Annotated in this window: 22 protein-coding genes; 6 read left to right on the plus strand and 16 right to left on the minus strand. The window is 67.2% G+C overall.

From position 1 onward, the window contains the following. Positions 1 to 3: 3 nt before the first annotated feature. From J2S97_RS08930 to J2S97_RS08940, 3 genes are all read left to right on the plus strand, one after another. Positions 4 to 858, plus strand: a complete 855-nt coding sequence (locus J2S97_RS08930) for an alpha/beta fold hydrolase (protein ID WP_307048607.1) — start codon at positions 4 to 6, stop codon at positions 856 to 858. 60 nt (positions 859 to 918) lie between these two features. Beyond that, complete coding sequence (locus J2S97_RS08935; protein WP_307048443.1) at positions 919 to 1,755, plus strand: alpha/beta fold hydrolase; 837 nt, start codon at positions 919 to 921, stop codon at positions 1,753 to 1,755. A 189-nt stretch (positions 1,756 to 1,944) separates the two neighbouring features. Beyond that, positions 1,945 to 2,700, plus strand: a complete 756-nt coding sequence (locus J2S97_RS08940; protein ID WP_307048445.1) for a sulfurtransferase — start codon at positions 1,945 to 1,947, stop codon at positions 2,698 to 2,700. Between the two features lie 89 nt (positions 2,701 to 2,789). On the opposite strand, the gene J2S97_RS08945 is transcribed toward J2S97_RS08940, so the two are convergent. The 15 genes from J2S97_RS08945 to dacB all read right to left on the minus strand — a co-directional run bounded on the left by J2S97_RS08945 (position 2,790) and on the right by dacB (position 18,561). Beyond that, complete coding sequence (locus J2S97_RS08945; protein WP_307048447.1) at positions 2,790 to 4,274, minus strand: MDR family MFS transporter; 1,485 nt, start codon at positions 4,272 to 4,274, stop codon at positions 2,790 to 2,792. A gap of 141 nt (positions 4,275 to 4,415) precedes the next feature. Beyond that, positions 4,416 to 5,345: a 4-phosphopantoate--beta-alanine ligase gene (locus tag J2S97_RS08950; RefSeq protein ID WP_307048449.1), complete on the minus strand. Its 930-nt coding sequence runs from the start codon at positions 5,343 to 5,345 to the stop codon at positions 4,416 to 4,418. A gap of 1 nt (position 5,346) precedes the next feature. Further along, positions 5,347 to 6,267 (minus strand): Rossmann-like and DUF2520 domain-containing protein, encoded by a 921-nt coding sequence (locus tag J2S97_RS08955; RefSeq protein WP_307048451.1) that lies wholly within the window; start codon positions 6,265 to 6,267, stop codon positions 5,347 to 5,349. Continuing rightward, complete coding sequence (locus tag J2S97_RS08960) at positions 6,260 to 8,059, minus strand: PH domain-containing protein (protein WP_373460533.1); 1,800 nt, start codon at positions 8,057 to 8,059, stop codon at positions 6,260 to 6,262. The genes J2S97_RS08955 and J2S97_RS08960 overlap by 8 nt, the downstream gene beginning before the upstream one ends. A gap of 14 nt (positions 8,060 to 8,073) precedes the next feature. After that, positions 8,074 to 8,586: a PH domain-containing protein gene (locus J2S97_RS08965; RefSeq protein WP_307048453.1), complete on the minus strand. Its 513-nt coding sequence runs from the start codon at positions 8,584 to 8,586 to the stop codon at positions 8,074 to 8,076. Further along, positions 8,567 to 9,094, minus strand: coding sequence for a DUF3180 domain-containing protein (locus J2S97_RS08970; protein ID WP_307048455.1), 528 nt, complete (start codon positions 9,092 to 9,094; stop codon positions 8,567 to 8,569). The genes J2S97_RS08965 and J2S97_RS08970 overlap by 20 nt, the downstream gene beginning before the upstream one ends. A gap of 3 nt (positions 9,095 to 9,097) precedes the next feature. Then, complete coding sequence (gene folK / locus J2S97_RS08975) at positions 9,098 to 9,652, minus strand: 2-amino-4-hydroxy-6-hydroxymethyldihydropteridine diphosphokinase (protein WP_307048457.1); 555 nt, start codon at positions 9,650 to 9,652, stop codon at positions 9,098 to 9,100. Next, entirely contained in the window at positions 9,649 to 10,008 is a 360-nt protein-coding gene (gene folB / locus J2S97_RS08980; protein ID WP_307048460.1) for a dihydroneopterin aldolase, read from the minus strand. The genes folK and folB overlap by 4 nt, the downstream gene beginning before the upstream one ends. Positions 10,009 to 10,021: 13 nt before the next feature. Further along, complete coding sequence (gene folP, locus J2S97_RS08985; protein WP_307048462.1) at positions 10,022 to 10,957, minus strand: dihydropteroate synthase; 936 nt, start codon at positions 10,955 to 10,957, stop codon at positions 10,022 to 10,024. 11 nt (positions 10,958 to 10,968) lie between these two features. Then, a complete protein-coding gene (folE, locus tag J2S97_RS08990; protein WP_307048464.1) occupies positions 10,969 to 11,622 on the minus strand; it encodes a GTP cyclohydrolase I FolE in 654 nt (217 codons plus the stop codon). A 9-nt stretch (positions 11,623 to 11,631) separates the two neighbouring features. Beyond that, on the minus strand, positions 11,632 to 13,701 hold the full coding sequence (gene ftsH / locus J2S97_RS08995) for an ATP-dependent zinc metalloprotease FtsH (protein WP_307048466.1): 2,070 nt from the start codon (positions 13,699 to 13,701) through the stop codon (positions 11,632 to 11,634). Between the two features lie 206 nt (positions 13,702 to 13,907). After that, the gene (gene hpt / locus J2S97_RS09000; RefSeq protein ID WP_011690021.1) at positions 13,908 to 14,459 is read right to left on the minus strand and encodes a hypoxanthine phosphoribosyltransferase; all 552 of its coding nucleotides are present in this window, start codon (positions 14,457 to 14,459) and stop codon (positions 13,908 to 13,910) included. Positions 14,460 to 14,488: 29 nt separating this feature from the next. Further along, complete coding sequence (tilS, locus tag J2S97_RS09005) at positions 14,489 to 15,550, minus strand: tRNA lysidine(34) synthetase TilS (RefSeq protein WP_307048470.1); 1,062 nt, start codon at positions 15,548 to 15,550, stop codon at positions 14,489 to 14,491. Positions 15,551 to 15,620: 70 nt separating this feature from the next. Next, positions 15,621 to 16,736, minus strand: coding sequence for a zinc-dependent metalloprotease (locus tag J2S97_RS09010; RefSeq protein WP_307048472.1), 1,116 nt, complete (start codon positions 16,734 to 16,736; stop codon positions 15,621 to 15,623). A 196-nt stretch (positions 16,737 to 16,932) separates the two neighbouring features. Beyond that, positions 16,933 to 18,561: a D-alanyl-D-alanine carboxypeptidase/D-alanyl-D-alanine endopeptidase gene (gene dacB, locus J2S97_RS09015; protein WP_373460526.1), complete on the minus strand. Its 1,629-nt coding sequence runs from the start codon at positions 18,559 to 18,561 to the stop codon at positions 16,933 to 16,935. Between the two features lie 150 nt (positions 18,562 to 18,711). Between dacB and J2S97_RS09020 the strand changes: the two genes are divergently transcribed. From J2S97_RS09020 to J2S97_RS09030, 3 genes are all read left to right on the plus strand, one after another. Beyond that, positions 18,712 to 19,200 carry an inorganic diphosphatase gene (locus J2S97_RS09020; RefSeq protein ID WP_214842693.1) on the plus strand — a complete coding sequence of 163 codons (489 nt, stop codon included), beginning with the start codon at positions 18,712 to 18,714 and terminating at the stop codon, positions 19,198 to 19,200. 185 nt (positions 19,201 to 19,385) lie between these two features. Next, entirely contained in the window at positions 19,386 to 20,711 is a 1,326-nt protein-coding gene (locus J2S97_RS09025; RefSeq protein ID WP_307048475.1) for a carboxylesterase family protein, read from the plus strand. 77 nt (positions 20,712 to 20,788) lie between these two features. Then, positions 20,789 to 21,550 carry a DUF429 domain-containing protein gene (locus tag J2S97_RS09030; protein WP_307048478.1) on the plus strand — a complete coding sequence of 254 codons (762 nt, stop codon included), beginning with the start codon at positions 20,789 to 20,791 and terminating at the stop codon, positions 21,548 to 21,550. Positions 21,551 to 21,565: 15 nt separating this feature from the next. Here J2S97_RS09030 and J2S97_RS09035 read toward each other — a convergent pair whose 3' ends face one another. Beyond that, the gene (locus J2S97_RS09035; RefSeq protein ID WP_373460534.1) at positions 21,566 to 24,013 is read right to left on the minus strand and encodes a phosphoketolase family protein; all 2,448 of its coding nucleotides are present in this window, start codon (positions 24,011 to 24,013) and stop codon (positions 21,566 to 21,568) included. Between the last annotated feature and the right edge of the window lie 15 nt (positions 24,014 to 24,028).

Raw genomic sequence — 24,028 nt, forward strand, 5'->3', positions numbered from 1 at the left:
TCAGTGGAGCAGCAGGTCGTCACCACGCACGACGGCGGCAGGCTGGCTTTGTACAGCTACGGCACCGTGGATGCCCCCGGCGAGCGCCGGGTGTTGGTGATCGGTGGAGCATTCCTGACAGCACTGATCTACCGGCCTTTTTCCGAGGCACTGTCCAAGGGCCTCGGCGAGGGCTGGGCAGTGGACGTCTACGACCGGCGCGGCCGCGGTGATTCCACGCCGCAGCCGGCGGACTACTCGATGGCCACCGAGGTCGCCGACGTCCGCACCATCATGGACGCCACGGGCGCGCGCAATCTCTTCGGCCACAGTCTGGGCGGTTCCGTGGCACTGAATGCCGTCCAGGAGTTCGCCGGGACCGGGCACCAGCCGGACAAGCTCGCGGTCTATGACGCGGCGGTCAATATCGACGGCAAGGTGGACATGTCCTGGCTGGACAGTTTCGAACGCTCAGTCAACGACGGAAATGTTCCGCACGCGCTGGCCAAGCTCAAGAAGGGCATGCAGCCCGGTTCGCCCCTGGCCAGGATCCCGGAACCGATCCTGGCCGGCCTGATGGCGCTGGTGTCGCGGACCAAAGTGAACCGGGTGTTCAAGGAGCTCATGCCCAGCGGCGTGGGCGAGCTCAAAGCGGTGTTTGATGAGGACGACCACGTCCGGGACTTTTCCGTCCTGCCGCCGAACACCAGGTTCATGGTGGGCGCCAAAAGCCCCGGCTACTACAAGGTGACTGCCGAACAGCTGCACCGGGCCGTCCCCGGCAGCGAGCTCCAGGTCTCGCCCAAGTGCGTCCACGCCTCCATCCCCGCGGCCGTCAAGGAGCTGGTGGAGGACATCTCCGCGTACTTCAAGGGCTGACATGGAGTTGCCGGCCCCAGGCTGCTGTGCGGTTCCTGCCGCCCCGGGTAGGCTCGGAACATGACGCGCGAGAACATCAAGACACCCGACGGCGGAACGCTGGAGCTTTACACCACGGGAGCCGAGCTGGCCTCGGCAGGCTCAGGCGTCGTCGTCGTTCAGGCCTCCATGGTCACCGCCGCGGACTACACGCGCTTTGCCCAGAAACTGAGCGCATCGCTGGGCCGGCCGGTGCACACGTTCAACCGGCGCGGACGCGGCGAATCGGCGCCGCAGCCGGAGGACTACACCCTGGATGTGGACATCCGCGACCTGGACACCGTGATGAAGCACACGTCCAGCACGGACGTCTTCGGCCACAGCTTCGGCGGCGCCGTGGCGCTCCACGCGGCCCGCACGCTGCCGGTGGAACGGCTGGCAGTCTACGATCCCGCCGTGTCCGTGAACCACAGCGTCAAGGCGGACTGGATCGCCGAATACGAACGCGCGACGGCTGCCGGCGACGACGACCGTGCCCTTGCCGTACTGGTCAGGGGGCTCGAGACGGGCGGGGCTTTGTCCTCACGGATGCCGCTGTCGATGCTCACTCTCGCCAACAAGCTCATCGCCGGGACATCCATCGGCAAGCAGCACCGCGACCTGATGAAGACCGGTGTCCGGGAGATCAAGGCGATCATCGCCGCGGACATGCCGGCCGAGCCGTTCCTGGCACTGCCCCTTGAGACCCTCATCATCGTCGGCGAAAAGAGCCCGGCCTACTTCGGCATCGCGTGCGGCCAGATCCACGACGTCCTGTCAGGTTCCAGCTACACCATCCTGCCCGGAGCCGGGCACGACGGCGTCAACCGGGCGCCGGACAAGCTGATCACCGAACTCAGCGATTTCTTCGCCGGCTGACTTTCCCCACCCGCCCAGCGCGAACGGACACTTGAGCCCCACCGCCAAGAAACACCGGCGTCCACATGTTGATATACAAATCTCAACATGTGATTTGGCGCTCTAGACTGCCGATCATGAGCGATAACGACGCGAACGTGCAGCCCTTTGTCGACTGGAACTGGTGCGAGGGGCACGATGGGGCGGTTCGTGCTTGTGGATTGCCGCTGGTACCTGGACGGATCCTCGGGGAAGGGCGCCTACGATGCCGGCCATATCCCGGACGCCGTCTTCGCCGACATGGATCAGTGGCTCTCCGGGCCAGCTTCGAAACAATCCGGGAGGAACCCGTTGCCCGATCCCGAAGTGTTTGCCCAGGGGATGCGGGAAGCCGGCATCAACGACTCAGACACCGTGATCGCCTATGACGACGCTGGCGGGGTCATAGCGGGCCGACTTGTCTGGATGCTCCGATCAACAGGCCGCCGCGCCGCCATCCTGGACGGAGGTCTCGCCAGCTACCCGGGAGACCTCGCCAAGGATGCCCCGCAAAGACCGTATGGAGAATTCTCGCCCCGGTCCTGGCCTCAGACGCTGCTGGCCGATATCTCGGAGGCTTCGTCTGGTCAGTTCAAGGTGGTGGACGCGAGGAATCGTGACCGCTTCGACGGGCGCCAGGACCCGGTTGACCCCCGCCCCGGACATATACCCGGTGCCGTGAATGTCCCCTGCCGCGAGAACCTCGACTCCTCAGGAAGACTGCTGCCGGAGGTCCTGCTGCGCGGGAATTTCGGGCGTGCTGGCATTGTCTCGGCCGAGAACACCATCGCCTACTGCGGATCCGGAGTGACTGCCTGCCACAACCTGCTGGTCCTGGAGCACCTGGGAGCAGGGAGGGGGAGGCTGTTCGTCGGCGGTTGGTCGCAGTATGGACACGCAGCAGACAGGCCTGTCGCTACGGCCTAACCTGGCGCCGTCCCCGCCGCCAAGCGCGAACGGACACTTGAGGCCCCCGCTTTTGGGGCCTCAAGTGTCCGTTCGCGCTTAATGGGACGTTAGTGCGCTGCGGGTGCCGGGTGTTCCGCTCCGGCGGTCTTGCGCATCATCGCGGAAAGCACGACGGCGGCGACGGCTATGACGGCTGCCGTCAGGAAAGCCGCGTGCATGCCTGCGACGATGCCTGATCCTGCGGCCACCACGGCATAGATCGAGACCAGGAGCGCCGTCCCGGCGGCACCGGCGACCTGCTGCAGCGTGCTCATGATCGCCGATCCGTGCGAGTACAGGTGCGGCGGCAGCGGGTTGAGCCCGGTGGTGAAGGCCGGTGTAAACAGGAGCGCCAGGCCGAGGCTCAGCACCACGTGCAGCGCCACGATCCACCAGACGGCTGTTTCGGCGTCGAGCATGGAGAACTGCCAAAGGGACAGCACCATCATGACGGAGCCGGTGACAGTCAGCGGCAGCGGGCCCACCTTGTCGAACCAGCGGCCGATGACCGGTCCCAGCAGACCCATCGCCAGGCCGCCCGGGAGGAGCGCCAGGCCGGTCTCGAGGGACTTCAGGCCGCGGATTTCCTGCAGGTAGAGCGGCAGCAGGATGACGGCACCAAACAGTGCAATCATCGCCACCACCATCAGCAGCACCGACACCGTGAACATACGGAACTTGAACGCACGCAGGTCCAGCAGCGGCGCGTCGTTTTTCTGCAGTTTCAGTTGGCGGAACACGAAGGCCAGCATGGCCACCACGCCCACGGCGAGAGCAGCGACAGCTGTGGCGCCGGGTCCGCTTTGGCCGCCGTGGCCTCCGCCGATCTGGCTGAGGCCATAGACAACCCCGCCAAATGCCGGAACCGTCAGGAGCACTGACAGGAAGTCCAGCCTGGTCTTCTCAGACTCGCCAACGTTGGTGAGGTAGCGGGCGCCGATGGCGAAGGCCGCGAGGGCAACCGGCAGGACGAAAACGAACATGAACCGCCAGGTGAAGTGCTCAAGGATCAGTCCGGAAACGGTAGGTCCCATGGCCGGCGCCACCGAGATGGCAATGCTCACGTTGCCCATGACGGCGCCGCGCCGTTCGATCGGGACCAGGGTGAGGATCGTGGTCATCAGGAGCGGAAGCATGATGGCCGTACCGCCGGCCTGGACAATGCGGGCCAGCAGCAGCACTTCGAATCCGGGAGCCAGCGCGGCCAGGAGTGTGCCGCCGGAGAACAGCCCCATGGCCAGCATGAACACGGCCCGGGTCGACAGGGTCTGCAGGATGAACCCCGTGGTGGGGATGACCACGGCCATGGTGAGCATAAAGCCCGTGGAGAGCCACTGCACCGTGGGAGCGTCTACCCCGAGGTCCACCATGAGCCTCTGCAGGGCGACGTTCATGATGGTTTCGTTGAGGATGACCACGAAGGTCGCAACCAGCAGGGTGGCGATGATGGTGACGGACTCACGGGACATCTTCACCGGGCCCGCGGCCTGCGCTGTTGCGGTTGCAGGGGCCACGGGATCGCCGTGGGCGTTGGAAGAGACGTCTGTAGACATGGGGATTCCCTTAGGGAGATGCGTAGTGGTTTCCGGCGAGCGTCGTCGCTGCAGATTGCAACAGTGTATCCCCCGGGGTAATTCCCGTCATTAGAAATATTCCAGTCAGGAGTTCCAGACGGTTGCGGGAAACGCGTCAGGTCAGGAGTTCAGCGGCACGTTGTCGATCAGCCGGACCGGCCCCACCTTCGCCGCAATGATTGCCAGGCCTTCGCCGCGGAACGGCGTCTCCTTGCAGTTCTCGGCCAAGGGTTCCAAGGTGTCCGGGTCCACCACGTCGAAGTAGTCCAGTCCCACCAGTGGCTGGGATTCAACCAGCGACTGGGCGGATTCCAAGTCAAGCGGTTCGTGCGCGTTGGCCCGCTCCTCGAGGAGCCGCAGGGCCCGTGACAGCACCAGGGCGGCCTCGCGTTCCTCGCCGGAAAGGAACCTGTTCCGGCTGCTCAGGGCCAGGCCGTCCGCGGACCGGACCGTGGGAACCGCAACGATCTCCACAGGGAAATTCAGGTCAGCCACCATTCGACGCACCAGTGTCAGTTGCTGGGCGTCCTTCTGGCCAAAATAGGCGCGGTAGGCGGGAAGGCCAGCACCGGCGCCGGTCACGAAGGCGCCGCCGCCTGACAGCCCGGCACCCGGAAATCCGTAATGCAGCAGCTTGGCCACCACGGTCAGCGCACCGTCGAAGTGGCCGGGGCGGGAAGCGCCCTCCCATTTTTCGGCCAGGCGTCCCGCGGTCACACGGACCAGGGGCTCGCCGCCCGGATAGACCTCCTCCACCGACGGCGCGAACACCAGGTCGACCCCCTCGGCGTCGAGGAGCTCCATGTCCGCCTCAAGGGTCCGTGGGTACCGGTCAAGATCCACGGCCTCGCCGAATTGCAGCGGGTTGACGAAGATACTGGCCACAACAACGTCGTTTTGTTCGACGGCGGTGCGCGCCAGCCTGGCGTGGCCCTCGTGGAGCGCGCCCATGGTGGGAACGAGGCCCTGCGACGAACCCTGTTTCTCCGTCAGCAGCCGTGCGCTTTCGGTCCGCAGCTGCGCCGCGGTGGTCACGAGTTTGATCGCCAAGTCAGTTTCCTCCAGTGGCCTGCGGCCCGTCGTCGTCCGTACCGTCCAGGACAGACCGGATGGCATCCAGCTGATCCGGCTTCAGCAGGCCCCGGCTCGCGGCTCGGCGCGCTGTGGCCCGGGCCATGGCCAGGTAGGCCTCCAGAATATCGCCGCCGGCACCGGCGTCGTGTTCCCGCAGGGCCTCCGCGTGCGCCGCAACCGTGCCAACATCGCCGCGTGCCACGGGTCCGGTCAGGGCCGTTTCGCCGGAAGCCAGCGCGTTCTCCAGCGTGGCCCGGAGCAGCGGCCCCAGCATGCGGTCGGGGGCGTCGACGCCCACTTCGCGGAGCAGCTGCGAGGCCTGGGCCACGAGGGTGACCAAATGGTTCGAGCCGTGCGCCAAGGCCGCGTGGTACTGGGTGCGGTCACCCTCGGCGATGGCCACCGGCTCTGCGCCCATCTCCACCACCAGGGCCTGGGCGATCGGCAGCATGGCCACGTCCGCCGTAACGCCGAACGTGCAGTCCAGCAGGCGGGTGAGGTCAAGGCTCATGCCCGTGAAGGTCATGGCAGGGTGCAGGGCGAGCGGGACGGCGCCGGCCGCCCGCACCGGGTGCAGGATGCCCACGCCGAAGCGGCCCGAGGTGTGGGCCACGAGCTGCCCGGGCTGCCAGGCCCCCAGCTTTGCGAGGCCCTGCACGAGTCCGCCGAGGGCGTCGTCCGGCACGGCCAGCAGCACCAGCTCGGACCGTTCCACGATGTCCTGGATGTCAAGCACGGGAACGCCGGGCAGCAGGGTTTCGGCGCGTTCCCGGCTCGCGTCCGAGACCGCGGAAACCCCGACGACGGCGTGCTCGGCAGCGCGGAGCGCCGCACCGAGGACTGCGCCCACCTTGCCGGCACCGATGATTCCGACGCCGAGGCGTCCTGGCTTAGCCATGCTGCGGGCCCTCCTGGTGTTTCGGTCGGTGATCGGGCGCCTGCTGATGATCAGGATTCTCCCGGAGATCGGACTGGTCCGGAGGGGTTTCAGCCGACGGGGTTTCAGCCGACGGGGTGTCAGCCGGCTGAACAACCGTGCTGCCGGTGCTGGGAACCTCGTCCGCACTGTCCGTGGTGGCGGCCGCAAGTGCGGCGGCAACCGGCTCCGGCGCCACCTGGGCCAGCCATTGCTCGCTGGTCTGGCGTTTCCGGGCTTCCCTGGCGCGGGCGGCCTGGGCGTCGAAGAGCGCGCGGGCCTCGTCCAGTCCGGACTGGATGAGCCGGGGGGACACCGGGCCGGACGTGGTGTGGAGGACCAGGTCCGCCACGCGGAAGCGGCGTGCCAGCGGCCCCTGATGCAGGGCCATCGACTGCGTGCGCTGATGGGGAACCACCACCAGCTCGCGCCACAGCCGGCCGGAACGGATCAGCAGCGCCGTATCAGTGGCGGTGAAGCCGTTGCGCCGCCAGCCCAGCGGCGCCAGCAGCCGCACGCGGCGCGGACTGGTGACGAACCCGCCGTCGGGCTCTCCGGACGAAGCGCCCGCGGCGGGAGTGCCTCCGGACGAAGCGCCCGCGGCGGGAGTGCCCCCGGGGGAAGTGCCCCGGGCCGGCGCCAGTCCGGTCAGGCCGGCGGTAAAGACGCGGGCGGGATCCGGTGTTCCCGGGTCCGGGAGCACCAGCGACAGCATCCGCATGACGTCCGCCAGGACGCCCACCGGGAGAATCGTGGTACGTGAGGCGCCCTCGCCGTTGCTGCCCGGACCGCCGTAGCCGGCCACGTTCACCTGCATCCGGTACCAGCCGAAGATCCGCCACAGCGGCGGCTGTGTCACCTTCAGTGCCTGGATCCGGCCGGGCGGAAGTGTCTGCGCCTGCGTGTCCAGCAGCCCGTACCGGAGCCGGATGCCGTCCGGCGAAATGGCGGCGGTGAAGTTGTAGCCCTTGTTGAACGATCCCCAGTAAGCGGCGGCCAGGCCAAGGGCGGCGGGGATCAGGTAGAAGTAGAAGCCGCGGTTGTCGGTGATGGCGGACAGCACCACGGACGCCACACCGCCGATGACCACGAAGAAACTCTGCTCGCTCAGGAGCAGCGAACCCACCAGGCGCGACGGCGGGACGGACAGGACCGGATACTCCGGTGCCTCGGGCAGGGCTTCTTCAGGCCGCTCCGGATTGGGTTCCAGCCCGGCCGCCCGGGCCAGGATGGTGGCCCGGAGCTGGCGGGCGTCGTCGATACGGAGGTAAGCAAGGCGTACGGCTGATTCGCCGGCGTCGGCCACCTCGAACTTGAGCTCGGCCAGGCCGAAGATCCTGGCCAGCAGCGGCTGGACAATGTCGATGGCCTGCACGCGGTCCAGCCGTGCCTGGCGCTGCTGCTTGAACAGGAAGCCAGTGTTGACCCGGACATAGCCCTCGGCGACCTGGTAGCGGGTGAAGTACCACGTCAGGATGAACCCCAGCACGGACAGCACCAGGACCAGCCCGCCGCCGGCGATCAGGAAGGGCACCCGTCCGGAATACATCTCGTCCATGAGGGGGCGGCCCTGCAGCATCCGTTCGAAGATGTCGCGGCCGAAGAAGAAGCAGATGGCGGCCAGCGCCACCCAGCCCCGGATGAACGGTGACGCGGGATGGACCCGCAACCACTCGCCGTCGGGCTTGATGGAAGCCTGCCCTGCGGGTGCATCACCGCCGGGAGCGCTTCCCCCGACGGGACCGCCGGCCGGTCCTGCTTCGTCAGAGGTCACAGCGTTCTCAGAGGTCACAGCCCGGCCAGCCGTGCCGCGCCCCGGGCGGAAAGCTGCTCGCGGAGCCGTGCCCCTTCGTCAGCGGGCAGGCCCGGAATCTCCGCATTGGTGCCTGCCGAGGCGGTGTGCAGTTTGAGCGTGCACAGGCCGAGGCCGCGTTCCACCGGGCCTACCCCGATGTCCACGTACTGCATCCGGCCGTAGGGAACCACCAGCGTGCGTTGGAAGAAGATGCCGCCGCGGATCAGGAGATCGTCGTCGCGCTCGGCATAGCCGATGGCCCGTACCTGCCGCGGGATCAGCACCAGCCGCCAGACAGCCAGGACCAGCATGAAGGCGGGGACCGTGATGGCAAGCCAGCGCGGAACCCAGTCCCACCAGCCCACCAGCGTGAACACCAGCGGCAACGAGAGCAGCCCCACGGCGATCAGGTTCCCGAACGCCCACTCAACCAGGCGGACGGTCACGTATTTGGGCGAAACCCGGAGCCAGGAAATCCCCGGCGGATCAATCGCCTCTGTAGGCATATTCGCCTTCCCCCTTGGGTTTGCGGGCGGCCCTGCCGGGCATTCCCTGGGCGCCGTCGGCGTCGCCGTCTTCCGGCGGAATCCGGCAGAAACGTTCCACGACCAGTCCCACGATGATCATGGCAAGTCCCCCGCCGGCCATGGACAGGGCCAGCCAGGTGATTCCCTGGTCGCTGCGCAGGTTCCAGAGCCGCAGCAGGTCCAGGAAGATTCCTGCATGCCAGCCCAGCAGCACACTTCCGGTGTAGGCGCAGGCCTGGGCGAGGACAAGGGTCCACGCGGCCAGGATGGGGTTCAGCATTTTCTTCTTCTTGCCGTTCCGCCAGCGCAGGACGCGGATCCCCAGCACCAGCGTGAGCGCCACGATCACTCCCATGGTCACCAGGCCGGTCTGCGGCAGCACCGGGGTGGCCAGGCCGTAGCGGGTGGTCATGACCGCCGCGAACCAGCCGGCAATGGCCAGGACCAGGCCCACAACGATCAGGAGGAACGGATTGACTGGTTTCACGGGCTACTCCACCGCTCCGGCAGTGGGCAGGCCGTCGAAGTCCCCGAAACCGTCAAACGGAGCCAGGTCCGGGAAATCGGCGGCCTTGGCCGCCAGTTCGCCCACCCGCACGCCGTTGAGCTCGGCGGCGGGGTCGATGAGCGACCACGGGTACAGCACAAACGCCCGTTCCGCGGCGCGGGGATGGGGCAGGGTCAGGGTGGGGTCGGAGCTCACCACATCCGCGTAGGCGATGATGTCAACGTCCAGGGTCCGCGGACCCCACCGGACCTCCCGCACCCTGTGGTGCTTGTTTTCAACGGCCTGGCAATGGCGCAGCAGCTCCAATGGCGGCAGCGACGTCTCAACCGTAATGACCATGTTCAGGAAGTCCGGCTGGCCCTCGGGGCCGCCCACGGCCTTGGTCTGCACCACCGGGGACACCGCGGTCAGCCGCACTTCCGGCCGGTCGACGAGGTCGGCGACGGCGCTGGAGAGAGTGTCGTTCCGCTCCCCCAGGTTGCTGCCGAGCGCCAGCACGGCCCGGACATACGGGTTGTTCGAATACGGAGGGTTCATGACCGCCGCCGATGCACGCTGACGGAGACGTCACCGAACTCAACCTCGATGGGTGCCTTGGGTTTGTGCACCGTGATGTCCACGGCGGCCAGCGGGAACTCCTGCAGGAGGTCGTCGGCGATGCGCACGGCAAGGGCCTCGATCAGGTTCAGGGGCTCGCCGGTGATCCAGTGCTTGATGCGTTCGGCCACCTCGCCGTAGTGCGCGGTGTCCAGTACGTCATCCGACGCGGCAGCCTTGGTGAAATCCAGGTGCAGCACGGCATCGACGATGAACGGCTGGCCATCGCGTCGTTCGAAATCGAACACCCCGTGGTGGCCGACGGCGGTAACACCGCTCAGCGTGATTGTGTCCATCGTGGCTGCCTGCCTAGTTGGTGGGGCTGGTGTCGCCGAGCGGTCCGGGCGACATCCGTGCGGCAACCTTGACGGCGTCAAGGCTGGGTCCGACGTCGTGCACCCGCACGGCCCACGCGCCGCGTGCGGCGCTGATGGACGTGATGGCGGCAGTCGCGTGGTCCCGTTCCTCGGGAGCTGCGGCTTTGCCCGCCACGGTCAGGAGCGTGCCGAGGAAGCGCTTGCGGGACGCCCCGACCAGGATCCTGTGGCCAAGGGCCGCCAGCGGTCCCATGTTCCGCAGGAGTTCCCAGTTCTGCTCATCGTTCTTGGAGAAGCCGAGGCCCGGGTCCACAATGATCTGTTCCGGTGCCACCCCGGCCGCGTACAGCTTGTCCCGCACGCCCACCAGTTCGGCGGCGACTTCCTCCGCCACGTTGCCGTAGTCGGTGAGCGAGTTCATGGTCTTGGCGTCACCCCGGCGGTGGGTCAGGACGTACGGGGCGCCGGTACGCGCAACCAGTTCGGCCATCTCCGGCTCAACGGTCAGTCCGGAGACATCGTTGATGATGGTGGCGCCGGCCTTGAGGGCTGCGGCCGCGGTTTCAGCGTGCGTGGTGTCGATGCTGACCAGGGCGCCGGCCTTGACCAAGGCCTCGACGACCGGCAGCACACGGCGCTGTTCCTCTTCGGGGCTGACTTCCTCCGCACCGGGGCGCGTGGATTCACCGCCCACATCGATGATGTCGGCGCCCGCGTAGAACATCCGGAGGCCCGCCGCGATGGCGGTGTCCGGCGTCGGGTGCTTGCCGCCGTCGCTGAAGGAATCCGGGGTGACGTTCAGGATGCCCATCACCAGCGTGCGGTCCGTGGGGAGATCTTCAAACTTGGCTGCCGGCCGCGGTTTACGCAGGATTGGCAAGGGGCTTGTTGCGGGTCCGGTTCCAGGGGCAGCAGCTAGGGAGTCCATAGTCTGTTTTATTACCTTCCGAGTATGAGGCTCATGGCTTCGGCGCGGGTGGCCGGGTCATGCAGTTGACCGCGCACGGCACTGGTGACGGTCTTGGCGCCGGGCTTGCGGATACCGCGCATGGACATGCACAGGTGTTCGCATTCGATGACCACGATCGCACCGCGCGGCTTCAGGTGCGTTACAAGTGCTTCGACGATCTGGGTGGTGAGGCGCTCCTGAACCTGCGGCCGCTTGGCGAACATGTCCACGAGCCTGGCCAGCTTGCTCAGTCCGGTGACTTTGCCGTCATGGGACGGGATGTAGCCAACGTGCGCCACTCCGTGGAATGGCACCAGGTGATGCTCGCAGGTGGAGTAGAACGGAATGTCCTTGACCAGGACCAGTTCCTCGTGGTCCAGGTCAAAGGTGGTGGACAGGATTTCCGCCGGGTCATGGTGCAGGCCGGCGAAGACCTCGGCGTAGGCCTTGGCCACCCTTTTGGGGGTGTCCAGGAGCCCGCCGCGGTCCGGGTCTTCACCGATGGCCAGCAGGATTTCCCGCACGGCCGCCTCGATCCGCCGGCGGTCCACCTTGTGGTCCGAGCGCCGCGAGGAGCTGCGGGGTGAACTGCCAGTTGAGGGATCGGCGGTGGCGGAAACGTCGTCGTCGTCGAAATGATTCACAGCAGAAGCTTAGCCGTGATGCGGTCCGTCGGCGCCGACGTCCGTAACACCGCCCCCAAAGCTCTCCTGGCTTGCGACGCCCTGCGGGTGCGGCGGCTGCGCGTCCAGCGGCTCCTCCAGCCGGGCTTCCTTGGCCTCTTCCTGGGCTTCACGTTCGGCCTTTTCGAGGCGGGATTCCACGGGACCCGCGGTCTGCACCGGACGGGTTTCCTTGGAGAGCCATACCTCGCGGAAATCACGCTTGCGGATGTCCCGGAAGACGTGCGCAATCTCAGCCTGGTTCAGGGTTTCACGCTCAAGGAGCTCGAGGGCCAGCGAATCCAGGATGTCGCGGTTTTCGGTGAGGATCGCGTACGCCTCGTCATGGGCCTGGTCGATCAGGCGGCGCACTTCCTCGTCCACGATGTAGGCGATCTGGTCCGAGTAGTTGCGCTCATGGCCGGCATCGCGGCCAAGGAACGGCTCGCCGCCGCCCTGGCCGAGGCGGACGGCACCGACGCGTTCGCTCATGCCGAATTCCGTGACCATCTTGCGGGCGGTCGAGGTGGCCTTCTCGATGTCGTTGGAGGCGCCGGTGGACGGATCGTGGAAGACGATTTCCTCGGCCACGCGGCCGCCCATCGCATACGCCATCTGGTCCAGCAGTTCGTTGCGGGTGATGGAGTACTTGTCATTTTCCGGAACCACCATGGTGTAGCCCAGGGCACGGCCGCGGGGCAGGATGGTGATCTTGGTGACCGGAGCGGAATTCCGCAGGGCGGCAGCGACGAGGGCGTGTCCGCCTTCGTGGTACGCCGTGATCTTGCGCTCGTGTTCCTTCATGACCCGGCTGCGCTTCTGCGGGCCGGCCATCACGCGGTCGATGGCTTCATCGAGGGCGCGGTCGTCAATCAGGTTGGCGTTGGAGCGGGCCGTCAGCAGGGCGGCCTCGTTGAGGACGTTCGCCAGGTCCGCACCGGTGTAGCCGGGCGTCTTCTTGGCAACGGCCTTCAGGTCGACGCCGGGAGCCATCGGCTTGCCCTTGGCGTGGACCTGCAGGATCTGGTCGCGGCCTACGAGGTCGGGGGCTTCAACGGTGATCTGGCGGTCGAAGCGGCCCGGACGCAGGAGGGCCGGGTCCAGGACGTCGGGCCGGTTGGTGGCGGCGATCAGGATGACGTTGGTCTTGACGTCGAAGCCGTCCATCTCAACCAGCAGCTGGTTGAGGGTCTGTTCACGTTCGTCGTTGCCGCCGCCGATGCCGGCGCCGCGGTGGCGGCCGACGGCGTCGATCTCGTCCACGAAGATGATGGCCGGTGAGCTGGCCTTGGCCTGCTCGAAGAGGTCGCGGACACGGGATGCACCCACGCCGACGAACATTTCGACGAAGTCGGAACCCGAGATGGAGAAGAACGGAACTCCTGCTTCACCGGCGACGGCGCGGGCCAGCAGGGTCTTGCCGGTGCCCGGAGGGCCGTAGAGCAGCACGCCCTTGGGGATCTTGGCGCCCACGGCCTGGAACTTGGCCGGTTCCTGGAGGAATTCCTTGATTTCCTGGAGCTCTTCCACGGCCTCGTCTGCGCCGGCGACGTCGTTGAAGGTCACCTGGGGCATGTCCTTGTTGACCAGCTTGGCCTTGGACTTGCCGAACTGCATGATCTTGGATCCGCCGCCCTGCATGCGCGAGAGCAGGAACCAGAAGAGGACGCCGAGCAGGAGCACGGGGACCAGCAGCGAGAACAGCCCGGAGAACCAGTTGTTTTCGATCGGCTGGTCTGTGAAGCCGCTGGAGGGGTTGGCATCCGTGACGGCCTTGACCACGTCCGCGGCGCGGGCGTTGACGAAGAAGAACTGGACGTTCTTGCCCTTGTCCTGCCCGTCGATCACCAGGTTGTCCTTGAGGATCAGGTCCACGCGGTTCTCCGCGTCGAAGATCTTCGCCTGTTCCACCTTGCCGCTGTCCGCGAGGAGCGCGAGGCCCGGTTTCGTGTCAATCCGGGTGGACCCGCCGGGAGCGAGCGTGGCAAAGGCCAGCAGGAGCATTCCGACCACAACTACGATCCAGATGCCCGGGCCCTTGAAGAAACTCTTAGCTTTCATCTGATCGGGGGCTGGCCCCGTCCCTCCTGGTAGTGCTGCACGGCGACTGGTCTGCGCGCGTGTGGTGCTGCGTCAGCTTCTAGCTATACACCGTTCGGAGTGATTCACGCACGATGCAGGGCAAAAGTTCCCTCTAGGCGTAGCGGGGCAGGGCCGCGGCCCGTTGCGGGGCCCGGCCGGACCGGGAGGGATCCCGGGTGATGCGCTTATTCGTAGACGTGGGGCGCCAGAGTGCCCACGAAGTCCAGGTTGCGGTACTTCTCGGCGTAGTCGAGGCCGTAGCCCACGACGAATTCGTTCGGGATGTCGTAGCCGACGTACTTGACGTCGATCTGGACCTTGGCGGCCGTGGGCTTGCGGAACGCGGTGCAGATTTCCACCGAGGCCGTGCCGCGGGATTCCAGGTTGGTCTTGAGCCAGGACAGGGTCAGGCCGGAATCGATGATGTCTTCGACGATCAGCACGTCCTTGCCCATGAGGTCCGTGTCGAGGTCCTTGAGGATGCGCACAACGCCGGAGGACTGGGTCCCGGAACCGTAGGAGGACACTGCCATCCAGTCCATTGAAACGTGGCTGTGAAGTGCCCGCGCCAGGTCTGCCATGACCATGACTGCGCCCTTCAGAACGCCGACGATGAGGAGCTCCCGGCCCTCGTAGTCCTTGTCGATCTGGGCAGCGAGCTCGGTAATCCGCTGCTGGATCTGATCCTTGGTGTAGAGAACGTGCTTGAGGTCTGCCTGGACGTCGTTTGAATCCACCAATGGCTCCTGTGTAGATGCGGGTGCGACTATTTTTGAGGCGGCTTTTGAGGCCGGAATACTAGCTTCCCACAGCGGGCGGCTTCGCGGGGACCGCCGGTGGCGGCATCCCGCGCAGGGCCCGGCTGATTCTGCCCTTCGCCGGCGAGGATCTGCGCCAGCGAAAGCCGGTAGGCGTTTACGCCGCCGGGAAGTTCAACGGGCCCGGCGGAACCCTGCCGGCGCAGGAGCGCCTCCGCGGCGAGCAGGCGCTGGTAGCTGGGTTGCTGGCCTCCGACGGCGGCGGCCGCCTTGGCGATGACCCGGAACCGGATGGCGGGGGCAAGTTCCCCCAGAGCTGTTTCGGGCAGGCTGATTTCGGTGCCTGACTGCTCCGCCAGCTGCTCATACGTGCTGTTCGCCACGTCGTCGAGGTAGTCGGCGTCCAGTTGCAGGATGGCTGCCGTCCTGGCGAGGGATTCAGCGACGCCGGGACCGAGCTTGTCCTCCAGCAGGGGCAGGACCTCCACCCGCGTGCGGGACCGCGCGAAGGACGGGTCGGAGTTGCTGGGGTCGTGCCACGGATCCAGTCCCTCGACTGCGCAGATCTCCAGGGTGTCGGCCCGCCGGAGGCCAAGGAAAGGCCGCAGCAGGAGCCCGCGGACCGGCCGCATTCCCGCCAGCGAGCGTGTTCCGGAGCCGCGGGCGAGGCCGAGCAGCACCTGCTCCGCCTGGTCGTCCAGGGTGTGGCCGAGGAGGATCACGCCGGCCCCGGCCTGGGCGGCAGCATCCTCCAGGGCCGCATGCCGGGCATCCCGGGCCGCGGCCTCGGGGCCGATCCCGGTGGACGCGACGTCGACCTGCCGCACTTCCACCGGGGAGAGCCCCAGGTCCCGGAGGACGCCGGCGGTTTGGGCGGCGACGCCGGCGGAGCCGGGCTGCAACTGGTGGTCGACGACGACGGCGCCCACCGAGACGGGGTGGCCGTCCACGTGGCCGCGGCGGCCGAAGTAGGACGCGATGGCCGCGAGGGCAAGGGAATCCGGGCCGCCACTGCAGGCGACGAGCACCCGTTCGGGGTAGCCGGCGTCGGCCAGGGCGTTCTGCAGCATTTTGCGCGCCTTGCCGACGACGGGCGACAGCCGGCCGGGCCGCCGTCGTCCGGTTGCAGGCTGGGACAAACTAGAGCCCCATCCGTTCGAGCCAAATCTTGGCGTCATGGATTTCCGGCTCCGTGGGGAGGTTCCCGGCGGATTCCCAGACGCGGTTGAAGCCTTCCATGCCGGCCACGTCCACCACGGCCCGCACAAACTTGGCGCCGTCCGTGTACTGGCGCATCTTGGCATCGAGGCCCAGCAGGCTGCGGATGAACTTCTCCACGACGCCGCGGTCCTTGCCGCGGGCGTTGAAGCGCTGCCGGATGGTCTTGACGGACGGAACAATGCTGGAGTCCACGGCGTCCATCACCACGTTGGCATGGCCTTCGAGCAGGCTCATCACGGCCGTTAGGTGCGAGAGCGAGGCTTTTTCCTCAGGGTCCTGCAGCAGGTCCAGGATGGCGCCGCGCCCAGGAGCCGTTCCGGTGGCCGTGCGGTCCTTCAGCGACCGCGCCGCGGCCGACGCACGCTCGAGGAGGGAGTCGACATTGCCCAGCAGGTGTTCGCTGAGGTTGTCGATTTCGTTCAGCATGTGGTGTCGCAGCCACGGTGCGGCGGCGAACTGCACCCTGTGGGTCTGTTCGTGCAGGCAGACCCAAAGCCGGAAGTCCTCGGGTGCAACGTTGAGTTCGCGCTCCACGTGGATGATGTTCGGTGCCACGAGCAGCAGGCGCCCGGCAGCGGGGGTGGTGGAGTCGTCGGCGAGCGCCGAGAACGGATCGTACTGGCCCAGGACCTTGCTGGAAAGGAAGGCGAGCACGGCGCCCAGCTGGCTTCCGGTGATGGCTCCGCTGACTGCCAGCGCGCCGGGGCTCATGGCTCCGCGGCGGCTTTCCAGCATCTTTTCCATGGCCGGTTTGAGCATCACGGCAAAGCTTTGGGTATTGGCCCTGGCCCAGGAGGCGCGGTCCACCACCAGCACAGAGGAATCGCGGAGGTCGCGCGCCGCCTCGAGTCCGGTGATGTCGTGGACGTGAGGCACGGAAATGTCCGCCATGAGGCGCAGGTTCTCCACGGCCGCCCCGATTTCGGCGGCCCCCAGAGAGGGGCCCGCCGGAGCCAGGCGTGCTGCTGTTGACGCTGCGAGCTCCCAGTTGATCAGTGCCTGGGCCTGTGCTGATGAATCGCCAGTTGACTCCATGCGTCCATCAGATCACAGCACCCCGCGGTTGCGCCTTAAGTTCGCTGTCCGGCGAACCAGCGGCCGCCCGGCGGAACGCACAGGCGGGACAACAGCTGGAGGCCGTTCTGTCCGCCGTCTTTATGGTGGCGCAACCGGGTACCGCCGCGTTTGGCACTGCGGAAGCAAAATGGAAGCCAGCGGCCGAACCTAGAGGCTAGCGGCAGCCGCAGGAAGCCAGGACCGTCGCGGTGCGGTCCAGCGCCGTCTTGTTGCCCGCCGCGCCCGGCGCCAGACCGTTCCCTATAAACGAGAACACCAGGAGGCGGCCGTCGGCGTCCACAACATAGCCGCTGAGGGCAATCACGGAGTTCAGCGTCCCGGTCTTGGCCCGCACCAGTCCCGCACCGCGCTCCGTGGAGGCGTCCGTGTACCTGCTGCCAAGCGTTCCTGTGAGGCCTGCCACCGGAAAGCCTCCGATCGCGGCCCGCAGGCTGGGCTCGGTGCCGGAGGTAATGGCCCGGACAACGTCGGACAGCTGCCCTGCCGACACCTGGTTGCCCAGCGACAGGCCCGAGACGTCGGCAACGCGGAGGCCGTCCGTGGAGATTCCCAGGTCCTGGACCTGTTTGTAAACGGTGGCGGTGGCGCCGTCGTTACTGCCGGGCTGTCCCGCTGCGACGGCCGCCATCCGGCCCAAGACCTCGGCCAGGTAGTTGTCCGAGGTCTGCAGCATCAGGTCCACCTGCTGGCGTACCGTGGCGGACTGGACTTCGGCCAGCACCTTGCCCGGGCTGGTGGCCGCGGTCCCACCGTCAGCAGTGTCGATTGCGGCACCGCCGTCGGCAGCATCGCCGCGAGCAGCACCGCCGTCGGCCGGTTTTGTGGCCTCCGGTTCTGCACCGGGCGCATCTGCACCGGGCGCGTCTGCGGCGTCCGTGTCTACCGCCTCAGGCGCCTCGCCGCGCACGACGCCGGGAGTTACCGTCAGTCCGGCGGCGGCACCGGCCGCCGTGAGCTGGGCGGAAAACGCCTCGGCCGCGCTCATCGCGGCGTCCTGCGGGCGCGGTCCGGTGGTGACGGCGGGGTCGTAGCGGGCCGAGTTCAGAGCCAGCGGGAACAGCGGTGCGGTCTCGCCGGCAGCCACGTCTTCCGGGCTCCAGGTAGGATTCAGGGCCGGGCCGGTGAACAGGGAGTCGTCCAGCCGCACCTGCACCGGGCCCTTGATTCCTTTGTCCTGCAGGGACTTAACCGTGAGCCGGGCGAGGGTGGCGAGCCCGGCGTGGCCCATCACATCGTCCCGGGATGACTCCCCCGCGCCAAGCAGCACGTCGCCGCCGCCGGTCAGGACCACCGATCCGGTGTCGTTGCCGGCAATCACTCTGGTGGAGAAGCGGTGGTCCGGTCCGAGGGACCGGACAGCGGCGGCGGCGGTCAGGAGCTTCATGTTGGAGGCAGGGACCCTGCTCTCAGCCCCGCCACGGTCAAAGAGCACCTGGCCGGTGGCGGCGTCTTGCACGACACCGGTGAACGTTCCGCCGCCGTCGGTTTTCAGCGTGGCGTTGAGCTGGGCGGCGAGGGTGTCCGGCCAGGGGACTGGCGCCGAGTCCTTGAGGGGCGCAATGCCCTGCGGCAGGGAGAGGTCGCGGGGAACCTGCTGCCAGGCGGGAACCGCAGATTCGGGGGTCTTCTGCTCCGTGCCCTGGCCGGTGAAGGCAGGCGCGACAAGCATGGCAGCCGGGACGGCGAGCGCCACGACCAGGATGGTCAGCAGCGCCAGGGGCAGATGCCGCCTGATGATGGCGTACCAGGGATGTCTGGCCGCGCGTCTCATCATGCGTTTCATGCTGCTGTTGGTCCTTTAGTCCTGAAATGTCCCCACTAGTTCATGAAACCTGGGCCTATCGCTATATCCTCAATAGTAGTCGGCGGCACCGACACTCCTTCAGTTGATGGTCCTGTGTGCCGCGAACACCCTGAAGTCGAGGAGCATTCCATGAAGCATGACGTGACAATCGAGATCCCCAAGGGGTCACGCGTCAAGTACGAAGTCGATCACGAGACCGGCCGCGTCCGCCTGGACCGGGTCCTGTTCACCTCCATGCAGTACCCCACCCACTACGGTTTCTTCGAGAACACCCTCGGCGAAGACGGCGACCCGCTGGACGCACTGGTGCTCCTGCAGGACTTCGATCTGCACCCGGGCGTCATCGTCGAAGCCCGCCCCATCGGCGTGTTCAACATGACGGATGACGGCGGCGGGGACGCCAAGGTCCTCTGCGTGCCCACCGATGCCCGCTTCGACCACATCAAAGAGGTCAGCGACGTGAGCGAATTCCTGATCAAGGAAATCGAGCACTTCTTCACGCGCTACAAGGACCTGGAGCCGGGCAAGTGGGTCAAGGCCGAGGGCTGGGGCGACCGCGCCGCTGCCGAAGCCGAGCTGGAGGCATCCATCAAGCGCTACGTTCCGGCAGCGCACTAGAAAACGGTTCGACGGCGGGTGCCGGGTTCACGCGAACCCGGCACCCGCCGTCGTCGTTTAATTAGCCCCCCTCCGAGCGCGAACGGACACTTGAGACCCGGAACCGCCCCGCGCGGGTCCAGGCCTCAAGTATCCGCTCGGCCGTTTCCAGGGATGTGTCAGGAATTTGTGAAATTGTTGGGCTTGTGACTTCCGAGCCTTCCTTCAATCCTCCGTGCGGTCCCGTCACCGGCTGGCGGGACGGTGAAGTATTGCGCGCCACGGGGATCCCCTACGCCACAGCAGGCCGTTTCCAGCCACCGGCAAGTGCTCCCGACTGGACCGAGGCTCGCGCGGCGACGTCGCTCTCCCCCGCCTGCCCGCAGGGTCCTGTGCCGTTCCTGGACGACATCCTGGGCACCCGTTACGGCGAGCTGCCCGGCAGCGAGGACTGCCAGTGCCTCTCGATCACCATTCCGGCCAACCTTGCCGACGGCGAGCGGGTCCCCGTCATGGTCTGGCTTCACGGCGGGTCTTACACCTCCGGTTCCGGGGATCTGGCGATCTTCGATCCAAAGGCCCTGGTGTCCGAGAACCGCGTCATCGTCGTCTCCGTGACGTACCGCCTGGGCCTGTTCGGATACCTGGCCACCGGAACCGGCCGGCCCGCGAACCTGGGCCTGCTGGACCAGCTTGAGGCGTTCCGGTGGGTACAGCGCAATATCGGCGCCTTTGGCGGCGATCCGGAACGCGTCACCGCCTTCGGCCAGTCCGCAGGAGGCGACGCCGTCGCCCACCTTATGGCGACACCGGAAGCGCCATCGCTGTTCCAGCGAGCCATCATCCAAAGCGCGCCATTGGGAATTGCCAGGGGCCGGGCGAAAATGAACGCCGCCATGGGCGTCGCAGCGGAAGCCGTCACCGAGGACACCCCGGCCATGGACGTCGTCGCCATCGAGGACCATGTCTCCCAAGTGGCCCGGAAGTACGGGCTGATGGCCGCCATGCCGTTCGGCACCCAGTACGGGCATGCCCCGCTGCCGCCGGAATACGGCATCGAGGCAGCGTGGAACACCACCGCGCCGCACATCGAGGTGCTGATCGGCCACACCTCCGACGAGGCGCGCCTGTTCCTGCCGAGCAGTCCCGTGGCCAGCCGGCTGGCCAAGATCCCGGTCCTGGGCGACGCGGTGGTTAAGGGCCTCAGCTGCGCCGTGACCGAAGCGGTGTATGGCCGGCCGGCCCGGAGGTTTGCCCGCCGGCACGCCCGGGCGGGAGGCAAGGCGTACAGCTATGTGTTGTCCTGGGCCGCGCCGGGGAACTTCTACGGCGCCGCCCACACCGTTGACCTGCCGCTGCTGTTCGGAAACCGACGGACCTGGGAGGGTGCCGGGCTGCTCGAGGGTGCCACCTGGGACGAGATCAACGCCCAGGGCCGTGCCCTCCGTGCCACCTGGGCCCGGTTCGCCTCCGGCCAGGGCCTTGAAAGCCGGGGAGAGCTTTCCGGTGCGCTCCGCTATCGCGCGGTCTGAGCCGGTGTTCCAACGGCCCCCGTCCCATAGATTATTCGGATGCACCTGAGCCAGCTGACTTCCGCCCCGGCCCGCCCGTGAGGACGCTGGGCGTGGACCTCGCGGCCGCCACCAGGAAAACGGCGGCGGCGGTGATCAACTGGACCGGCGGAGGTGCCCGGCTCCTCCACCTCTCCCTGGATGTCACCGACGAGGAGATCGTGGACCTGTTCGGCAGCACGGACATGACCGGCATCGACTGCCCGGTCGGCTGGCCGGACGCCTTCCTTCCCTTCCTTGCCGGGCACCTGAACTTCGACGCGCACCCGGTGCTGGACCATGACGGCATCGAAGGCCGCCGGCTCCTGGCCTACCGGGACACCGACCGGTTCGTCACCGCCAAGACCGGGCTGATCCCGCTCAGCGTCTCCGCGGACCGGCTGGCACATCCCGCGATGCGCTGCGCTGTCATTCAAGCCAAGATCGCCCGGGTTCACGGGCCGCAGGCCAGGGACGGCGCCGGCCGGCTGGCGGAGGTCTACCCCGCAGCCTCCCTGAAGCTCTGGGGTCTCCACACCCGAGGGTACAAAGGGCGGGGTGCCCCGGAGTCCGAACGGCTGGGCCTCATCCTGGACAATTTAGAGACTGCGGCACCCTGGCTGGACCTTGCCGGGCACCGCGGTGACCTGGCAGCTTCTGACGACATGTTCGACGCCGTCATCGCTTCCCTCACGGCCCGGGCGGTCAGCCTCGGCCAGACGCTGCGGCCTGCCGGGGATCAAGCCGCGGCAGCCCTCAGCGAGGGCTGGATCCATGTGCCGTCCCACCAGCTCGCTGACCTCATCGGCCCGCCCGGCTAGCTGCCGAGCGCCCGGCTAGCTGCCGAGGGCCCAATCACTGATCTCGTCCAGGTCCTCGCCGTGGCTGCGGGTGTGGTTGTGGGCCCTCATGCGCCGGTCCTGCAGCGACTGGCGGAGCAGGGAGTGACGCTCCGCCAGGCCCGGAACCCGGTCGATGGCATCGATGGCCAGCTGGAACCGGTCGATCCCGTTGAGCATGGCCATGTCGAACGGCGTGGTGGTGGTCCCCTCTTCCTTGTAGCCGCGGACGTGCAGGCCTTCCTGGTTGGTGCGCCTGTAGGCCAGCCGGTGGATCAGCGACGGGTACCCGTGGTAGGCGAAAATGATCGGCCTGTCCTTCGTGAAAATACCGTCGAAGTCCCGTGACGTCAGTCCATGGGGGTGTTCGCTGGCGTCCTGGAGCCGCATCAGGTCCACCACGTTGACCACGCGGATCTTCAGCCCCGGCGCGCCTTCCTTGAGCAGTTCGGCCGCTGCGACCGTCTCCACAGTGGGAACGTCCCCGGCGCAGGCCAGCACTACGTCCGGTTCCTCACCCTGCACCTCGGACCCTGCGAATTCCCAGATTCCCAGCCCCCGCTGGCAGTGGTGGGCGGCATCGGCCGGCCCCAGCCAGGTGGGTGAGGGCTGCTTGCCGCTGACCACGATGTTGACGTAATCGCGGGAATCCAGGCAGTGCTCCATCACGGACAGCAGCGTGTTCGCATCCGGCGGCAAGTACACGCGGATGACCTCCGCCTTCTTGTTCACAGCATGGTCGATGAAGCCCGGATCCTGGTGCGAGAAGCCGTTGTGGTCCTGCTGCCAGACGTGCGAGGACAGCACGTAGTTGAGCGACGCCACGGGCCGCCGCCAGGCGAGCCCCCGGTGGACCTTCAGCCACTTGGCGTGCTGGTTGAACATGGAGTCGACAATGTGGATGAACGCCTCATAGCAGCTGAACACGCCGTGCCGCCCGGTCAGGAGGTAGCCTTCCAGCCAGCCCTGGCACAAGTGCTCGCTAAGCACCTCCATTACCCGGCCGGCCCGCGCGAGGTGCTCGTCGACGTCGTCGATCCGGTATTGCCACACTTTGTCGGTGACCTCGTAGACGTCCTGCAGGCGGTTTGAGGCGGTCTCGTCGGGGCCGAAAAGGCGGAAAGTCTCCGGGTTCCCGGAAATAACGTCCCTCATCCAGGCCCCGAGGGTGATCATGGCGCTGACCCGGTCCACACCGGGTTTGGGCACCTCGACGGCGTGCTCGCGGTAGTCCGGCAGTTTCAGGTCGCGCAGCAGCGTGCCGCCGTTGGCATGGGGCGTAGCGCTCATCCTGAGCTCCCCCGCGGGAGCGTTTTCCGCGACGTCGGGCCGGAGGCGGCCGTGGTCGTCGAAGAGTTCGCCGGGCCGGTAGGATTCCAGCCATTGCTCCAGCTGGGCAAGGTGCTCGGGATTGGTGCGGACCTCGGATAGAGGCACCTGATGGCTCCGCCAGGTGCCCTCGACTTGCTTGCCGTCCACGCGCCCCGGGCCGGTCCAGCCCTTGGGCGAACGCAGCACAATCATCGGCCACTGGGCGGCACCGGCGGCGGCACCGGCCCCGTCTGCCGATGCCGTGCCGGCGTCGCGGCGCTCCGATTGGATGGCGCGGATCTCGGCGAGGCAGGTGTCAAGAACCGCGGCGAAGTCCCGGTGGGCAGCCGCCGTGTCGTGAGGATCGGCGACGGTGACGAAATGGGGATTGTGGCCGTATCCGCGGAGCAACTGTTCCAGCTGGGCCTCCGGCATGCGGGCCAGGACGGTGGGGTTGGCGATCTTGTAGCCGTTCAGGTGCAGGATGGGCAGCACCGCGCCGTCAGCCACCGGGTCCAGGAAGTTGTGTGAATGCCAGCTCGCGGCCAGCGGCCCGGTTTCCGCCTCACCGTCACCGATAACGACGGCGGTAATGAGCTTCGGATTGTCGAAAACGGATCCGTAGGCGTGCGCCAGCGAGTACCCGAGTTCGCCGCCCTCGCTTATGGAGCCGGGAGTCTCGGGCGCCGCGTGGCTGGGGATGCCGCCCGGATAGGAGAACTGGCGGAAGAGCTCCGCCAGCCCGGGCTCGTCGTCGCCCACGTTGCTGTAGATCTCCGAATAAGTGCCCTCGAGCCAGGCGTTGGCCACCACCGCCGGGCCGCCGTGGCCGGGACCTGCAATGAACAGCATCTGCTGCCGGTCCCTGCGGATGGCCCGGTTGAGGTGGGCGTAGACGAAATTCAGCCCGGGTGTGGTGCCCCAGTGGCCCAGGAGGCGGGATTTGGTGTCTTCAGAGCTGAGCGGTTCACGCAGCAGCGGGTTGGAGCGGAGGTAGATCTGGCCCACGGAGAGGTAGTTGGCAGCCCGCCACCAGCGGTCCACGAGTTCAAGTTCGACTTTGTCAGCCGTTCCGTCACCGGCGCCGCCGTTTCCCGCCGCGCTGACCCTTTTCGTACTGGGGGCGTTCGCCATGGCCCGTCCTCCGCT

The sequence above is a fragment of the Arthrobacter oryzae genome, from assembly GCF_030812315.1.
GTDB lineage: Bacteria > Actinomycetota > Actinomycetes > Actinomycetales > Micrococcaceae > Arthrobacter > Arthrobacter oryzae_B.

What these genes read in the sequence shown, in the direction of transcription:
- tilS (WP_307048470.1), bottom strand. Translation starts at nt 15,550, where the DNA reads ATGCTGCAGAACGCCCTGGCCGACGCCGGCTACCCCGAACGGGTGCTC.
- J2S97_RS09035 (WP_373460534.1), bottom strand. Translation starts at nt 24,013, where the DNA reads ATGGCGAACGCCCCCAGTACGAAAAGGGTCAGCGCGGCGGGAAACGGC.
- folK (WP_307048457.1), bottom strand. Translation starts at nt 9,652, where the DNA reads ATGAACCCTCCGTATTCGAACAACCCGTATGTCCGGGCCGTGCTGGCG.
- J2S97_RS09010 (WP_307048472.1), bottom strand. Translation starts at nt 16,736, where the DNA reads ATGGAGTCAACTGGCGATTCATCAGCACAGGCCCAGGCACTGATCAAC.
- J2S97_RS08945 (WP_307048447.1), bottom strand. Translation starts at nt 4,274, where the DNA reads ATGTCTACAGACGTCTCTTCCAACGCCCACGGCGATCCCGTGGCCCCT.
- folP (WP_307048462.1), bottom strand. Translation starts at nt 10,957, where the DNA reads ATGGACTCCCTAGCTGCTGCCCCTGGAACCGGACCCGCAACAAGCCCC.
- J2S97_RS09020 (WP_214842693.1), top strand. Translation starts at nt 18,712, where the DNA reads ATGAAGCATGACGTGACAATCGAGATCCCCAAGGGGTCACGCGTCAAG.
- J2S97_RS08965 (WP_307048453.1), bottom strand. Translation starts at nt 8,586, where the DNA reads ATGCCTACAGAGGCGATTGATCCGCCGGGGATTTCCTGGCTCCGGGTT.
- folB (WP_307048460.1), bottom strand. Translation starts at nt 10,008, where the DNA reads ATGGACACAATCACGCTGAGCGGTGTTACCGCCGTCGGCCACCACGGG.
- J2S97_RS08935 (WP_307048443.1), top strand. Translation starts at nt 919, where the DNA reads ATGACGCGCGAGAACATCAAGACACCCGACGGCGGAACGCTGGAGCTT.
- dacB (WP_373460526.1), bottom strand. Translation starts at nt 18,561, where the DNA reads ATGAAACGCATGATGAGACGCGCGGCCAGACATCCCTGGTACGCCATC.
- ftsH (WP_307048466.1), bottom strand. Translation starts at nt 13,701, where the DNA reads ATGAAAGCTAAGAGTTTCTTCAAGGGCCCGGGCATCTGGATCGTAGTT.
- J2S97_RS08955 (WP_307048451.1), bottom strand. Translation starts at nt 6,267, where the DNA reads ATGGCTAAGCCAGGACGCCTCGGCGTCGGAATCATCGGTGCCGGCAAG.